We start from the raw sequence: 15829 nt of genomic DNA on the forward strand, positions 1-15829 counted from the left end.
CAATTGCCCGGTAGCCGGACCAAAGCACGGGGCCTTGAACCGGTTACCGGGCTATCGGCAAATCCGATTACGCTTCCGTGAAATTTTTAATGGTTTGAATAATGATGTCACAGCATTCGTGCAATTGCTCCTCGCTCATCACCAGCGGCGGGGCAAAGCGGATGATGTTGCCGTGGGTTGGTTTGGCCAGTAATCCGTTCTCGGCCAGCTTCAGGCAAATGTTCCAGGCCATTTCGCTTTCTTCGTCATCATTGATCACGATGGCGTTGAGTAGCCCCATTCCCCTTACCAGGGTGACCAGATCGGAAGTCTCAACGAGCTCCTGCTGGATACGGCGTCGGAAAATTTGACCCAGATGTTCGGCCCGTTCGGAGAGTTTTTCTTCTTCTACGACCTGCAGCGCGGCCATTGCCACGGCACAGGCCAGCGGATTGCCGCCGAAGGTAGATCCGTGCTCGCCGGGTTTGATGGTCAGCATGATCTCGTCGCGGGCGAGTACGGCGGAAACCGGGAATACACCGCCGCTGAGAGCTTTCCCGAGGATCAGGATGTCGGGTTTGAAACCGTGGTGCTCGCAGCAGATGAGCTTACCGGTACGGGCAATTCCCGTCTGGACTTCGTCCGCAATGAACAGCACCTGCTTTTCCCGGCACATCTCATAAGCCCGGCGCAGGTACCCTTCGTCCGGTACGACCACGCCGGCCTCACCCTGAATAGGTTCCACCATGAAACCGGCCACGGTCGGATCTTCGAGTGCATCCGCCAGAGCATCCAGGTTGTTATAGGGAATGATCTCATATCCGGGCATATACGGCCCGAAACCTTTCGTGCTGCTTGGATCAGTGGAAGACGAAATGGCCGCCAGGGTGCGTCCCCAGAAATTCCCGCTTACGAATAGGATCTTAGCCTGGTTCAGCGGCACGCCCTTTACTTCGTAAGCCCATTTCCGGCAGAGTTTGATGGCCGTTTCGCCACCTTCTACACCGGTATTCATGGGTAGGACTTTATCGTATCCGAAAAATTTTGTGATGAATTGCTCATAGCGTCCCAGCACATCATTGTGGAAAGCGCGGGAGGTGAGGGTCAGTTGGTCAGCCTGATCCTTGAGTGCCTGGATGATCTTTGGGTGGCAGTGCCCCTGATTGACTGCGGAGTAAGCAGAGAGGAAATCATAGTATTGTTTGCCGTCCGTATCCCAGAGAAAGACGCCTTCACCACGGTTAAGCACCACGGGAAGCGGGTGGTAATTGTGGGCACCGTAGCGGTCCTCCAGTGCAATCAGGTCGGCTCCTTTTAAGTTGTCAGTTGTGGTCATTATCTGTCGGTTTATTGATTAGGCAGGTTGTTGATTATCGGTTGATACGATGATTTGATAATCAGGTATCAGCCCAGCAGGTCTTTACTCTCTATAAGTTTTGCACCTTTTTCCGATAGTTCTTTTAGGGCATTTTCGGAATCTCCTTCCTGGAGATTTACCCCACGACAGCCGTCGGTGATCAGGTAGGTGGAAAAACCCAGTTGGAGGGCATCCAGTGCCGTGAATTTTACGCAATAGTCCGTAGCCAGCCCCATGATGTAGATGGTATCGACTCCTTTCTCCTTTAGGAAATCCCCCATTCCCGTGGCCTTACGGTGACCGTTGTCAAAAAATCCACTATAGCTATCAATGGCCGGATCCGTTCCTTTATTAAAAACGTGTTGAATTTTGGAAGTATTGAGTTCACGGACAAATTCGGCACCGAAACTCCCCTGTACACAGTGGATCGGCCAGAGTACCTGGGGTAGGCCGTGCAGGTCGATCACTTCTCCCGGCGTTTTACCGGCGTGATGGGCGGCGAAACTCTCGTGAGCGATCGGATGCCAGTCCTGGGTGGCTACCACCAGATCGAATTGATCCAGCAGCTGGTTGGCAATGGATACCGTCTGGTCGCCTTCCCGAACGGCCAGCGCACCACCGGGGCAGAAATCGTTTTGTAAATCAATTAAGATCAGCGCTTTCATATCTTCGTACTTTACTTGATGATCAGGGTATCCAGTCCGGCTTTCTGTCGGACAAATTCCCGGATACTTGCTTCGTAATTTCTTTTCTGAGTACTATTCAGGCCGGTTTTCCATTGGATCTCCAATTGGGGGATCTGTAGTGTGGTATCCACTTTGATGATCGGATTCCTGGAAAGGGAAACCGCATCGATATACGGATTCATGCGGACCACATCCTGTTGAATGTTGATCATCCGGATGGAATCCTCGCGCAGACTATCCGCCAGCGTATTTTGTTTTTCCAGCACTTCCAGCTGCCTTTCGGAGATAATACTGAACGAATCGAGCAATTGTTCAAATTGCCCGGTAGTTCCCCGTTGCCAGCGTTTGTCCAGATTTTCCAGCTCAATACTGTAATCCGGGATGGCGTGGAAGCCGGTCCGGTAGATACCGAAGGAATCCTGCATGATCCGGCGGAAATATGCGAAGGAATCAATGGGTATTGTTCGGTTCATCAACTCCAGCACCAGAATATTGGAATCGTACGGGATCTTACTGTTGAGATTAAAGATCTGGGCAAAGCTATATTGATTGTCGTAGGGGAAAGACAAACCTTTGCCCCGCGAAAAGCCGTAGATGTGGGAATCAGTACAGTACCTGAATTCCGAATTAATGAATTTTCGGATACTGTCCTCGTACTGGAGTTTCTGCCAGACATTCCGGAAAATAAAGAGACTCGGAATGATCAGTAAAAAGCTAAAAATCGCAATACGAAAACGAGTTTTCCGCGCTTCCGTCGGATTCACGTAGGACATGTACGGGAAATCCAGCAGCCGGATGATCAGGTAAGTCGTACCGGCAATCGTAAAGGAGTTCAGAAAAAACAGATAAAAGGAATTGATCGCAATCCCATAGTCGCCATTGGCGATCCCGAAGCCGGTCACACAAAGCGGCGGCATCAAAGCCGTAGCAATAGCAACGCCCGGAATGGCGTTGCTTTTATCCTTGCGGGTGGTGGAGATTATACCAGCCAATCCGCCGAAAATAGCTACCCCAACGTCCAGAATGGTCGGCGCCGTCCGGGCCCGGATCTCATCGGTGATCTGATCCAAAGGCGATGCCCAGAAGTAGATGATGCTGGTGGTAAGCGCGATAATAATAGCGATCAGAAAGTGCCGCAGGGAGATCATCAGCGCTTCCCGGTCACTGGTACCCACGGCCAGTCCAATCCCCAGAATAGGCGCCATCAGCGGGGAAATAAGCATCGCGCCGATGATCACCGCCGGAGAATTGAGATCCAACCCCAGCGAAGCGATCATGATCGAGCACATCAGCAGCCAGGCGTTGGCCCCGCGCATGCGCTTATTGGTCTTAATGGCAATGATGGTACCTTCGCGGTCCATCCCTTCCTTAAGATTCACAAAATCCTGAAACCAGCTGCGAAAGGATCGCGCGGATTCATTAACTACATCTTTCAGGGTGTAGCGCTTGCGGGAAGAATATTCGGGCTTGGGTGCTGACATGGGCGCTTAGGTTTTGGTTCATGATCACTTTTTTAAGCGTCCGTCCTCCATTTCCAGTCGCCGGTCACTCATTTCTGCCAGTTCCTCATTGTGGGTAACGATGATGAAGGTCTGTTGCAGATCCTTGCGCAACTGGAAAATGAGTTCATGCAGTTCCGCGGAAGTATTGGAGTCCAGGTTTCCGGTCGGTTCGTCGGCGAAAACCACAGCCGGTTGGTTGATGAGCGAACGGGCAATGGCCACGCGTTGCTGCTCTCCGCCGGACAGTTGGTTGGGTTTGTGTTTGAGGCGTTCGGCCAGTCCCAGATAATCCAGTAATTCTTTTGCCCGGGCCCGGGCTTTATCTTCGTTCTGATTCTGGATCAGCGCGGGGATGATCACGTTTTCCAGAGCCGTAAATTCGGGTAATAAGTGGTGGAACTGGAAAATGAAACCAATATTGTTGTTGCGAAAGGCCGCAAGCCTGCGGTTATTCAGTTCGGAAATGACCTGATCGTTGATCTTAAGCGAACCTTCATCGGCCAGATCCAGCGTGCCGAGAATGTGCAACAGGGTGCTTTTCCCGGCGCCGGATTTCCCGACGATGGCAACGATCTCGCCGCGATCTACTTCCAGATCGACCCCTTTCAGTACGTGTAAATTTCCGAATGATTTATGTATATGTCGTGCCTGAATCAACTTCTTTTGCTTTTGCCCGCAAGATAGGTAATTTTTGGACGATTGGAAGACGGGAAGGGGCTAAGTTGGCAAATTGAAGCTTTTGTAAGTAGGCGGGCGGGGTGAGGTTCCGTCCCGCCTACTTTTCGACTATTTCATTAGGCGCTGATCTCCTTTCCTTTACCGGAAGAAATACAGCAAAATGGCCGTCAAAACCAGCAGGATGACGGATTGATACCGGTAGTTTTTGTACCAGGGAAGCTCCGCCAGTTCTTTGGTCTCCTCCCGAATGATCTTTTTGTTCCAGGTATAGTTGGCCACTTTATCGGCGGGCGGTGGCTGGGTCAATAAACTGGTCACCACATTGACGATCAGGCAGAGGAAAAACAAAAGAGCCGTGCGGTGCAGGAAGTGCATGTTCGTAAACCAGCTGTCCACTCCCCGGATCGACTGGATCAGGAACAGGATGGCGTAGGCAAACCCGAACAGCAGGCTGACGATACTTCCGTTGGCGTTGGCCCGTTTCCAGAACAGGCCGATGATAAAGGTAGCCGCAACCGGAGGAGCGATGAAGCTCAGCACCACCTGCAGGTATTCCCACAGGGAAGCCGCTTTTTCGATCTGCGGTGCCCAGAGGCAGGCCAGGATAACCAGCGTCATGGTAGCGACCTGACCGGTGCGCACCAGTTGCTTGCTGGTCAGACGCGGATTGATCTTGGAAACAAAATCCATCGTGATTAGCGTGGAGGCGGAGTTAAAGGTGGCCGAAACCGAAGACATCATTGCCGCCAGCAATCCCGCCAGTACCAAGCCGAGGATCCCCTTCGGCAATAGATTGAACAAGAGCAGGGGATAGGTCGCATTCGGGCAATCGATCAGGTTCTGGCAGATGTTTCCGTTTGCCAGCTGGTAATTCAATTCTCCGATATTCACATCCTGGAACAGAAGGATCGCAATAGTCCCCGGCAGGATCATTATGAAGATGACCGGCAATTTCAGCAGACCGGCAAAAAGTGCTCCCCAGCGGCCGTGGTTCAGACTTTTAGCGCCGAGTACCCGTTGCACCATGAATTGATTGTTGGCCCAAAAGTAAAAGCCCAGTATGGGGGCACCGATCAGCAGGCCCGACAGGGGCATAAACCGGTCTTTTTCCGGTCGAAATAAACTAAGGATCTGTTCGGCCGTGGTCGGCTGGTAATATTCCGTCTGGTAGATCCGATCCGCTAGGGGAATCGAATCAATAGCCGTATTGGGCGGAAGGCCCATTGCGGCCAGGTCTACATCATTGATCTGGGGGAGTTCCCCGCGGCTGCCCAACTGATTGAGCCCGGTCATCAGTTCGTCCCAGCCCCCGATCTGGTCAAACGCATAATAGGTGATCAGACAGGAACCGATAATGAGCAGTACGGCCTGAATGACCTCGGTCTGGATCACGGAGTTCAGGCCACCGGGCACCGTATAGGCGGCGGCCGCAACGGCGAGTATCGTAATTACCGCAGCGGTGGATAATTCCGGGAACAGCAATTTGAGTACGAGGCTACCGACGTACAGACTGGCTGCCGTATCGATCAGTACGTTGCCCACAATGGTAATAAAGCTGAAATAGTAACGCGAACGACTGTCGTAGCGCCGCTCCAGGAATTCCGGCATGGTGTAGACATTGCTACGCAGGTAGAAGGGCAGGAAAAAGATGGCAAAAAACACCAGCACTACGGTGGCCAGCCATTCGTAATTGAAAACCTGGGTGTTGGTCTTGTACGCGTCTCCGGCCAGCCCCACCAGTGTTGAACTGGAGATGTTTGCCGCAAAAAGGGAGATGCCCACGATGGGCCAGGTCATATTCCGGCCGGCCAGAAAATACTCTTCCGAGTTTTTTTGTTTGCCGTGGTAGATTCCGTAGCCAATTATGAAAATTGCGTAAAGGACCATGATGCCGATATCCAGGCCGGTCAATTGGAAAGTTCCCATAATTTGAAGGTGTCGTTAAAGTTTCGGAAAACAAACTTTGGCTAAGTGGGGGAGGGGGCAAAAAAAAGAGCAAAGACATTAAAAATGCTTCGCTCTTGTAAGAAATCACCCGACTGTTATTATGAAGGATTAAAATTCTTTTGGCTCCTGGCCTGTATCTTAACTCGCTGTGCGAGAACTGTTCATGATCACTTTGACAATTCAAAAGTAGAAATAAACCTGCAGATAAAAAAATTTAGTGTTAATAAATCATTAAATCCGCCTTACAGAAGCAATATTAGGAATAAGATTTAAAATATCAAAGAAAATTTTTCATTTGCCTCATTTATAAATACAATTCTCGATAAAAAATAGTTTAACGGAATAAAAATAGAGTATTTCGAAGCAGCAGCAAATAATGTTTAGTGGGAGTGTTAATTTTTCCGAAAAAGCAAAGAAAATTACAAATTCATAAAAATGGATGTCCTTGAAAATCAAGTAGATAAAAGTAGGGGAGTGGTCCCATTCGCAAACTGGAAAGGGTACTGTCAGGCCTATTGAGGGCGACCAGGAAACCGCAGAACAAAATTTTCCCGCAAGTTAGGGGACGATGCCGCCGGGGAAGGATTTTTTGTTCCCGGAAGATACTGTAAACCGGGTAAAAGGCAACTTTCCCCGTCGCAAATAGTCCTTAAAGATATGATCACCTACGCTGAATTCTGGACTTTTTCCATCTGTCTACTGGGCGCAGTACAATGTTTTTTGCTGAGCTCCTATTTCCTGGTACTGAAAAAGGGTAATTACCGGGCGCACCGGATCTTTGCGGTACTCATGCTCCTGATCGGATTGCGTTTACTGAAATCGGGGCATTACCTTTTTATCGGCGAAGAGATGCCGCGTTGGTGGATGAATGTAGGTTTTGCAGCCCACCTGGCGGTCGGGCCAACGGTGCTCCTTTACCTGAAAACCTATTTCGGACATAAAATACGCCCGAAAAGATACCTGCTGGAATTGTTCCCCGCCGGTTTACTTTTACTATCGGCTCCCTGGCTGGATACGGCAAATTTTTGGTACGTAGGAGGCTACAGTCTCCTGTTGTGCTATACACTCATTTACCAGGCTCTCTCGATCCGGCTGTGGTGGCTGGAAAAAGCAAAAGAACCGGGCAAAGTTTCCTCCCGGTGGATTTCGAGTATTCTTTTTGGCACCGGAATTTTTTTCCTGGCTTATTTCGCCAACTATATCCTGCGGGTGATCCCCTACGAAGCGGCACCGGTACTGTACAGCATGGCCGTATTACCGATCAGTTTATACGCCTGGCGCAGTTATCCGGAATTGGTCCGGTCTCCAGGCAGAGATCCGGCCCGCTACGAAAACCTTAATCTGGACGACCAGCAGATGGCAGACATCCGGGACCGGATCCTTAAATTGCTGGAAAACGAGACTTTATATCTGGATCCGGATCTTGATCTGGGTAAACTGGCGGCGTCGGCATCCGTTCCCAGTCATCTTTTATCCATGACCTTCAACCGGTACATGGGCACTAATTTTCCCCGTTTGATCAACGGTTACCGGGTGCAGGAAGCCTGTCGCCTGCTGCACGATCCGGATAAGGCCCATTACACCATTGCCGCCATTGCTTTCGAGGCCGGTTTCAATTCACTTTCCGTGTTTAATCAGCATTTCAAGAAGGAAACGGGCGTGACGCCTTCAGTCTATCGCAAAGATCGCTAATAAACGAAAAGGCCTGCCTATTGCTCGAAATAACGGATCATTTCTTTCCGGGCTTGCTCGTCCGGTAATTTGCCGTAGGCGGCGCCCATGTTGTCTTCCATGTGGTGCACCTTGGACGTAGCCGGTATGGCACAGGTAACCGCCGGGTGGGAAATGATGAATTTTAGAAAGAATTGGCCCCAGGATGTAATATCGTACGCTGCGGCCCAGTCGGGAAGTTCCTTGCCCTTCACCCGGCTGAAAAGACTGCCACCGCTATACGGCCGGTTGATCAGTACCGCCACGCCCCGGTCTTTAGCCAGAGGGAGCAGACGCCGGTCGGCGTGCCGGTCGTTGATCGAATAATTGACCTGAATGAAATCCAGATCTTCCGTCCGGATCAATTCGGCCAGATCATCGTGTGCGCTGTCGGTGTAATGGGTGATCCCGATGTAGCGGATTTTTCCTTCCGATTTCCATTGCTTCAAGGTCTGGATATGGGTGTGGTAATCAACGAGATTATGCACCTGCATCAGATCCATGGGGTTGGCCCGCATTTCCTGCATGGATTGTTGCATCTGCCGGATACCGGCCTGTTTGCCCCGGGTCCATACCTTGGTAGCCATGAACAGCTCCGGAATAATTTTCAGTTCTCCGGCCAATTCTCCGACCACATCTTCCGAGCGACCGTACATGGGAGAGGAATCGATCACCGTTCCACCTTTTTCCGCGAAGGTTTTCAGTACCTGCTTAATATTTTCCCGTTCGTCGGCATTGTTGCCAATATCGAAAGTTTGCCAGGTGCCCATGCCGATGGCCGGCAGTTGTTCTGATGTACCCGGAATGGTGTGTTTGATGATCTCCATAGAAGGGGTCAAATTTTTGCAATAAGCTAATACCGGTAGTTGGGCGGCAACCATGGCCGCGCCGGCTTTTAAAAGGTCTCTCCGGTTCATACGCAAGTTCTTAAAGTTATTTTGGAATTGATGCTTCATGATCTTTTAATTTTGGTTCGGAAATTTTAGCCAGGTACCAGGAATTCCAGACCCACCATCCACTGATGGGAATACTGATCAATGCGGCGCTTATCGGATGACTTAATCCAACAAATACCAGATCGTAGATCCAGCTTCCGGCAACGTCTCCACTCCGGGAAAAAACCGTATCCACCAGGTTTTTTGCTCCGTATTTGGCACGGGGTTTCAATTGTGTATGCAGCACTTCCCGCAGCGGTCGAACCAGGGCATAACTTCCGACCTTATGCAAGGTCATACCCATCACCAGGATCCAAAAAACCGGACTCAGGAACTGAAAGAATAAAAAGATCCCGACCGTCATGGGAATGACCACGAGCAGTTGTTTTTTTGAAAACCGTCGAACAAGGTGCTGAAAGCCAAACCATTGCAGTAAAAAGCTTGCAACGTGGATGATCAGTGCAATGTTCGCGAGCAGACGCACCTGTTCCAGTGGCTGCAGACTACTGGCAATGACCAGCTCCAACTGTTCAAAGTAAAAAAAAGTGTTGATCATGCCGTACAAAAAGATCTGGATCGCACTGGCCCGGAGTAAAGGCGATTGCCGGACTATCCGAAACAATTCTTTAAAGGCAGCTAAGCGACCTCCCGCATAATTCTGCTTTTCAATCTGCTGATCTACATCCTTTTGGAGGATCAGATGACGTTGAATCCAGAAACTGATCAGTATTGCCGGAATGGCCAGGCCGATCATTCCTTCCCGGCCGATATGATTGACCAATAGACTGCTCACGGTCGATCCGACAATTGCTCCAACCGCCAGTCCGGTAGCAATTTTTCCGAATAGTTGTCCGGCATCTTCTGCCTCAAATCGACTCACCAGTTCACTCCATAACAACGATATACTGAAGAGATTAAATACACTGATACTAACGAAAAAGCAGGCGTTCAGAGCCGGGCCGTTCAGGGACCTGATCTCCGCAAACAGGAACACACCCAGCCAGATACAGAACAGGCCGTAAAAACGCGCCAGCCAGGATCTGAGGGCCGTCCGGCGACCGAATTGGATCGCCAGTGCCAGCATCAGCACCAGGGTGCAGAGAAAAAGGTAGGGGAGCAGGGAGGCACCCAACTGAATACCAATACCGTCCCGGATCGGCCGCAGCAAGAAATTCGCGGTATTCAGCAGAAAAAAACCGGCAATGGCGTATCGGACCGTTTTGGGCATAATGTGGTTTGAGATATGGACTCCAAGTTAGGCCCAAACCGCTTTTTAAACCACCGGATTAATTAATTCGAGAAGCTATACGGAAAGAAATCGGAAAAATGCGGAAAGGAAAAAACGGGAGAGAAGATATTGTATGGATCATCTTCTCTCCCGTTTGGGCATGGGTTTACTGTTCTCCCGGGCGGATCACCTCTACCCAGCCACCGGCCGTGCGGGCATTGATCGTTTCATCGTACATCGCCTGGCAGGATACCGCCGGCAGATAAAAACGACCCTGGTAAGCCGCATTGAGCTGGACGCGGTAAGTATGAGTTTTGGTCGGGAATATATCGAAGAAGGTATACACCCGGTCGTCCCGGAAATCCTGATATTCCGCGGAGCTGGAAGCGGTGAAATTCTGGACGTTATCCATGCGGGTATTCAATACTTCCCATCCGGAAGGAAAGATCTGGTTCAGGGCCATTTCCCGGTAAGGGATCGTTCGAACCCCGGGGTGCTTAATGCTTACTTCGGCGATAAAGTCCGTTCCCTGCGGCAAGACCGACGGATCGATCGTGCGATTTTGCAGGTCCTTATAGGCTACCTTGATACCGAGACTGTTTTCCGCCGGGGTTTCAAAACCCGCCAGTGGCTGTCCGGTCAGAATAAGCCGGGCGAAAAGCAGCCCGTTCCCTTTGTTATCGACTTTGATCGCTTTTCCGGCACTGCTTCCGGCCGGTATATCGATCAGCATCATGGGTTTATCCGAAGCGGCATTGGTTGCCGTTCCTCCCGGAAGCTGGTAGGCAAAGTTGAGTTCGTCGTCCAAACCGGCGCTGGCGGCGAATTTGCCGATCGCCAGCAGGCAGTAGGCGGTAGTCTGGGTACTGTGCCAGCGCTGATTGTTCAGCCCTTCGGACAGCGCCTGCAGCATTTCGGCCGCCGCTGCTTCCTCCTTCATGACTGTGAGCGCTTCCAGGATCATAGCGCGATCGCGCAGCCCGGAGCCGTAGGTATACGACAGCTCCGTGTAATCCTCCACATTGGTGCTTAACCCCTGGATCAGTTGTTTGGCTACATCCGGTTTGCCGGCCTGGGCGTAAGCTGCGGCCAGATTCCATTTTGCGGCGGGTTCCAGTTGCCGGCTTTCGCGTAGCCGGTTCATGGCGCCCAGTTCGGCCTTGCCGGCCAGCGCCAGGGTGTAGAGGCGGTAGCTCTGGGTCATTTCGTAAGCCCGTTTGCTCATGTAGCCGTAATCCTTCAGACTGGGGTCCCAGTTGCGGGCCACCTTTTTCTGGAAGGCGGCCCATTTTTCCAGTTGAATATTGGGCACCGTATAGCCAAGCGCTTTGGCTTCCAGCAGGAAATGACCCGCGTAGCTGGTGGCCCAGTGGTTGGGCGAATCGTCTCCCGGCCAGTAGGCAAAACCACCCTGGTCGGTTTGGAATAACTTCAGGCGGTCAACGGTCGCTTCGATATTTTCCGGTATCTTTTCTTTCTGCTCATCATCCAGTGGAATGAGTTTGTCCACATAAAGCTGCGGGAATCCCGAAGAAACGGTTTGTTCGAGGCAGCCGTAGGGATACTGCAGGAGGTATTTCAGCCGCTCCCCGAGATTGATCGGTGGCATAGCCGAAACTTCCAGTTGGACCTCATTGGTACCTTCCATCCCCGGCAGTTCAACTACCGGCGACCAACTGCTGCCGGCCTGGATGTTTTGACGGACGACATTCGTAATGTATGGATTAGGATTCCGGACATCGATCTCGATCTCCTGGGAAGTCGATTCGCCGTTCCCTTCGGCCCGGATGGTGAATTTGGCGATACCGGTCCGGTCCGCCATTTTTATGGGAAAGCGTACCAGTTGATCTCCGACCCGGCTAAAGCTTACCGACTGACTGGCGGAGCCCAATTGCGCCAGACCGGAACTTTCCTCAATGCTAACCCGGACGTTCCGGACTTTATCTTCCATGGCAAAAACGTTGACGGGTAACTCCAGGCTTTCACCCGGACCCAGTACCCGCGGTAAGGTAGCCAACACCATCAACGGTTTTCGTACCGGAACGCTTTTATCGGCGCTGCCGTAAGCTCCATCGGCGCTGGCCACGACCATCGCCCGGACGGCACCTACATAATTCGGTATTTTGATGGTGTGTTTGGCGGTCCGACCTTTTCTCAGCTGGAAAGGCCCCAAGTGCATCACTACCGGTTTAAATCGGTTGGCATTCTGGTCATCCGGGTTCAGTGCGATCTCACCGTCACCGCCAATACTGAGTATCCGTTCCAATTCTCCGCCGTGGGCGCCGACCACCGCATCGTAAAGATCCCAGGTGCGCACGCCCAGCGCCTCCCGGGAGTAAAAAGCATCCCACGGATCGGGCGTTTTGAAACGCGTCAGGCTGAGCAGCCCTTCGTCCACCAGGGCAACGGTATAAGCCATTGCTTTTCCGTCGGCCTCACTAACTTCGATCGTGACTTCCTGTTCCGGCTGCAGTACTTCCGGCATGTCGATCTCCGGTTGCAGGTGAGTGCCGGGATCCTCCACACTGATCGGGATCACCCCGTACATGCGGATCGGAAGGTCATTATCCTGTTGAGCGTGGGGCTGGATGAGCGCAACGTGGGCGTATACATTGGGCGTCATGGCCTTGGTCGTCTGGAAGGAAAAGGTATTTTCACCGGCTTTGGATTCCCGCCAGAAGGATTCCAGTACCTGGCTGCCGTTCTCAATTGTGATCAGGGCGCGCCCGGAACCACCGCTCGGAATGGTAAGTTTCACTTCCTCGCCGACATTATAAGTTTGTTTATCTGACGAAAAATTCAGCATGGCCGCAGCCTGACGTCCCTGGTCGTCGTCGCCGTTCCAGGGATATCCGGCGTAGAAAAAGTCTCCGGAGCAATGACCACTTTCCGTATCGCAAACGCGCACGAGGTAACGTCCCCAATCGTCTATTTTCAGGTCCCATTCCACCTCTCCGCTGTTGTTCGTCTGGAGGTTAGCAGTTTCCTGGGCATCGTAATGGTTGCTGTTGTTGAAGCGACTGACGTTGTCGTAGCCTTCATCCCACCACCAGCGCCAGTTGACCCGGTACAATCCTACTTTCAGGCTCCGGTTGGCGAGCGGTCGACCGTTCTCGTCCACGGCGACCAGGTCGAGGGATTCATCCTGACCGAGGTCCAGTCTTTTTTCACCGTATTTATTTTTGGGAATCGCAATACCGGCATATACCGGGAAAGGAGAATAGGGAATGGTTACATTATCCGTGCTGAAATCTCCGCCTTTTTCGAATACCCGGGTTTTGAAGCTGGCATTCAGAAATCCGGGCAGCAATTTGGTATTGACCAGTTTGGCGGTGAAGCCGGCCTGCCCACTGTCGTTGAGTTTGCCGTCGTACAGCGTACGGGCATCCTGCTCGATGCGCCGGGCGGGATCATCAAATACATAATCTCCGAATTTATCAAAAGTCGTTCTCTTGGAACTGAGCTGTACTTCCACTTTGGCTTCCAGTCCGGATGCCGGAGCGCCGTGCAGCCAGTTAACCTGTAAACGGGTTTCCAGCGGCTCGTCCGCCTGCCGGATCAGATCCATCTGCGCCAGATTGAGATCGATCTTCAGCCGGTTGGGCTTTACGGTCTCGATCTTCAAAGTTTTCTGGAAAGTAGCGCCACCGGCTTTTACCTTGGCGAGCCAGTTGCCGGTCGGGGCGCCTGTACTGGTAGCAAAATGCAGTGGGTACAGCAGGTCTATATTTTCGGCGGTAGATCTTTTGGTGTGGAGTTGGCCACGCGGATCATACAGTTCAAACTGGATCGGGTAATTGGGCGGCAATTTAGCCTGCCGGTCCTCCAGAATGAAGTTCAGATAGACAGAATCTCCCGGACGCCATACACCGCGGTCTCCGTATAGATAACCCTTTAGCCCTTTCTGGGTAACCGTACCACTGACATCAAACCGGCTGAGAGATAGCGATTTGCCGTCTTCCAGTTTGAGGTAGCCTTTCTCCGGCCCCCGGCTGGCGACCACAACAAAGGGAGACCGATCCAGTTTAACCGTAGCGATACCCTCGCTATTGGTTTGAGCCGTTTTCAGGCTTTGCTTTTGGTAATCAAAAAACTCCAGTTGAACTCCGGACACCGGGTTGGCATTGCGCAGATCCGAAACGGCCAGCAGATAACTACCGTCGTTACCACCTTTGGCCACGATGCCGAGATTGGAGGCCAGTACGTTCCGTTGTACAAAGCGGTCGGAATTATAGTAGGCCGGGTAGCAGGGATCGTCCCGCTGATCCCAGCGATAATCTTCGTAATAACCTTCGATACCGTACCAGGATTCCATAATACTCTGGATGTTCCCGTCTTCATCGAATGGACTTTCGGCCGCGAGTAAGTCTTCTTCCGCTTCTTCCCGGCTTTGATTGTTACAGAAATAATTGCTGTAAGCCGGGCGGAAACCGATCCGGATCTGGTAGATGGCCTCATTGTCCTTTTCAAACAATTCATTGAGATCGAGGGCATAACGCGTCCAGCTTGCCGGATTTGCCTGCGTATTCAGGTTCATCAGATCGACCCGTTTTTGCAGGATAACCCGGCCGACCCGTTGCAGATCATATTCACCATTGAGATCGTTGGTCTGCAGGAACTGCAGGATATTGTTGCTATAGATCTTGAATACTTCAACCTCAACGGCACTGAGGCCAATAGCCTCAAACGGGAAGATCAGGCCCTCCGATTCGGGAAGGATCACGCCGCGTCCGGCCAGCCGGACTTCCGGTTTTATATCTTCAAAGGTAATCTCGTAGACACTCGCCTTCGGCATGCGCTTGTCATTGATGTTGCGCAATCCGGGAGAAACGGTAATGCGACGGGAGCCGACCAGTCGCTCACTGGGATAAACGCGAATGTCGTTCCCCTCAATGATGTAGCGCAGATTGCCGGTATAATCGGAAATAGAGATCAGCCCGTCCAAGTTCTGGTTGGGTTGCAGCGGGTCGGAAAAATGGAGCCGCAGGTATTTTTCATCTCCCCGTACCAGTTGTGCCTGGGTCATTTTAAAGTCGCCCAGAGCCGGCACTTCGACGGTTTCGGAGCCTTTGATGTTCAGGTCGAGCGGCCGCCCGTTCCAGCTCAGATCCACTTCGCCGGGAGCTTCTCCGCGGCGGATACCCATAACGGTAAAGTTGTGCTCATTGCCAACGTGGGACCAGTCTACTGTAAGGTTCCGTCCATCCTGCTTGGCGGTCAGCAGTTGTTCCACGTCCTCGTCATCGGCCCGGTCGGAAGTGACGAGTGTCCCCTGGAGCGCCTGTTCGCTCAGTGTCTGGACATTAGGCGGATAGAGGCCGGCGGTACTGACTGCAAAATACTGATTGCGGGTGTGGAATTCGAATTCGAGATTCCGTACATCGGAGGGAAGATTGTCGAATAATTCACTCAGGTTGACGGTTGCTACGTACACCGTTCCGGATTTCAGCAGTTCGGACGGTTCGAAGCGCAGGGTCTGCTCGTCTTCCCAGATCGCGGTCCCCGAAATACCGGGGGAAAAAGAAATGATACCGCCATCGGCTTCCTGACCGACCTGTTCCATATCGGTGACCTGACTGGCGAATCGAACCCGAATGGGATCTTCCCGCGAAATAATGCCGGAAGTATAGCCGTATACGTAGGCGCCGGCACTTTCCGGCATGGCTTCGGCGTGTTGCTCCCGGCGGCAGGCCGGAAGGAGGATAAGAGAGATCAAAAAAAACAAAAACCAATGTCTTCCTTTGGCTTGGGGTAAGCTGCTTTGCATGCTTTTGGGTTTTTAGAGTGGTTTCAGGATTTTTCCTGTG

9 protein-coding genes are annotated in these 15829 nt (G+C 51.9%); 1 reads left to right on the plus strand and 8 read right to left on the minus strand.

Annotated features, from left to right (window positions below; translation table 11 throughout):
* Window positions 1-67 precede the first annotated feature (67 nt).
* The 5 genes from rocD to CRP01_RS11530 form a co-directional block, all read right to left on the minus strand.
* Window positions 68-1315: an ornithine--oxo-acid transaminase gene (gene rocD, locus CRP01_RS11510; protein ID WP_099150194.1), complete on the minus strand. Its 1248-nt coding sequence runs from the start codon at window positions 1313-1315 to the stop codon at window positions 68-70.
* A gap of 68 nt (window positions 1316-1383) precedes the next feature.
* Entirely contained in the window at window positions 1384-2001 is a 618-nt protein-coding gene (gene pncA / locus CRP01_RS11515; RefSeq protein ID WP_099150195.1) for a bifunctional nicotinamidase/pyrazinamidase, read from the minus strand.
* 11 nt (window positions 2002-2012) lie between these two features.
* Window positions 2013-3503, minus strand: a complete 1491-nt coding sequence (locus CRP01_RS11520; protein ID WP_099150196.1) for a DUF389 domain-containing protein — start codon at window positions 3501-3503, stop codon at window positions 2013-2015.
* 24 nt (window positions 3504-3527) lie between these two features.
* The gene (locus CRP01_RS11525; protein ID WP_099150197.1) at window positions 3528-4181 is read right to left on the minus strand and encodes an ABC transporter ATP-binding protein; all 654 of its coding nucleotides are present in this window, start codon (window positions 4179-4181) and stop codon (window positions 3528-3530) included.
* A gap of 159 nt (window positions 4182-4340) precedes the next feature.
* On the minus strand, window positions 4341-6128 hold the full coding sequence (locus CRP01_RS11530) for a sodium:solute symporter (RefSeq protein WP_099150198.1): 1788 nt from the start codon (window positions 6126-6128) through the stop codon (window positions 4341-4343).
* A 678-nt stretch (window positions 6129-6806) separates the two neighbouring features.
* Here CRP01_RS11530 and CRP01_RS11535 point away from each other — a divergent pair.
* Entirely contained in the window at window positions 6807-7841 is a 1035-nt protein-coding gene (locus CRP01_RS11535; RefSeq protein ID WP_099150199.1) for a helix-turn-helix domain-containing protein, read from the plus strand.
* Between the two features lie 17 nt (window positions 7842-7858).
* On the opposite strand, the gene CRP01_RS11540 is transcribed toward CRP01_RS11535, so the two are convergent.
* The 3 genes from CRP01_RS11540 to CRP01_RS11550 form a co-directional block, all read right to left on the minus strand.
* Window positions 7859-8815 (minus strand): aldo/keto reductase, encoded by a 957-nt coding sequence (locus CRP01_RS11540; RefSeq protein WP_099150200.1) that lies wholly within the window; start codon window positions 8813-8815, stop codon window positions 7859-7861.
* Window positions 8793-10022 carry an NTP/NDP exchange transporter gene (locus CRP01_RS11545; protein WP_099150201.1) on the minus strand — a complete coding sequence of 410 codons (1230 nt, stop codon included), beginning with the start codon at window positions 10020-10022 and terminating at the stop codon, window positions 8793-8795. Before CRP01_RS11545 ends, CRP01_RS11540 begins: the two co-directional genes overlap by 23 nt.
* 166 nt (window positions 10023-10188) lie before the next feature.
* Window positions 10189-15789 (minus strand): alpha-2-macroglobulin family protein, encoded by a 5601-nt coding sequence (locus CRP01_RS11550; RefSeq protein WP_099150202.1) that lies wholly within the window; start codon window positions 15787-15789, stop codon window positions 10189-10191.
* Window positions 15790-15829 lie beyond the last annotated feature (40 nt).

It is taken from the genome of Flavilitoribacter nigricans DSM 23189 = NBRC 102662, assembly GCF_002646595.1.
Lineage (GTDB): Bacteria > Bacteroidota > Bacteroidia > Chitinophagales > Saprospiraceae > Flavilitoribacter > Flavilitoribacter nigricans.

Excerpts from the sequence above, each read along its gene's own strand:
- CRP01_RS11545 (WP_099150201.1), bottom strand. The coding sequence starts at position 10,022 with ATGCCCAAAACGGTCCGATACGCCATTGCCGGTTTTTTTCTGCTGAAT.
- CRP01_RS11535 (WP_099150199.1), top strand. The coding sequence starts at position 6,807 with ATGATCACCTACGCTGAATTCTGGACTTTTTCCATCTGTCTACTGGGC.
- rocD (WP_099150194.1), bottom strand. The coding sequence starts at position 1,315 with ATGACCACAACTGACAACTTAAAAGGAGCCGACCTGATTGCACTGGAG.
- CRP01_RS11530 (WP_099150198.1), bottom strand. The coding sequence starts at position 6,128 with ATGGGAACTTTCCAATTGACCGGCCTGGATATCGGCATCATGGTCCTT.
- pncA (WP_099150195.1), bottom strand. The coding sequence starts at position 2,001 with ATGAAAGCGCTGATCTTAATTGATTTACAAAACGATTTCTGCCCCGGT.
- CRP01_RS11540 (WP_099150200.1), bottom strand. The coding sequence starts at position 8,815 with ATGAAGCATCAATTCCAAAATAACTTTAAGAACTTGCGTATGAACCGG.
- CRP01_RS11520 (WP_099150196.1), bottom strand. The coding sequence starts at position 3,503 with ATGTCAGCACCCAAGCCCGAATATTCTTCCCGCAAGCGCTACACCCTG.
- CRP01_RS11550 (WP_099150202.1), bottom strand. The coding sequence starts at position 15,789 with ATGCAAAGCAGCTTACCCCAAGCCAAAGGAAGACATTGGTTTTTGTTT.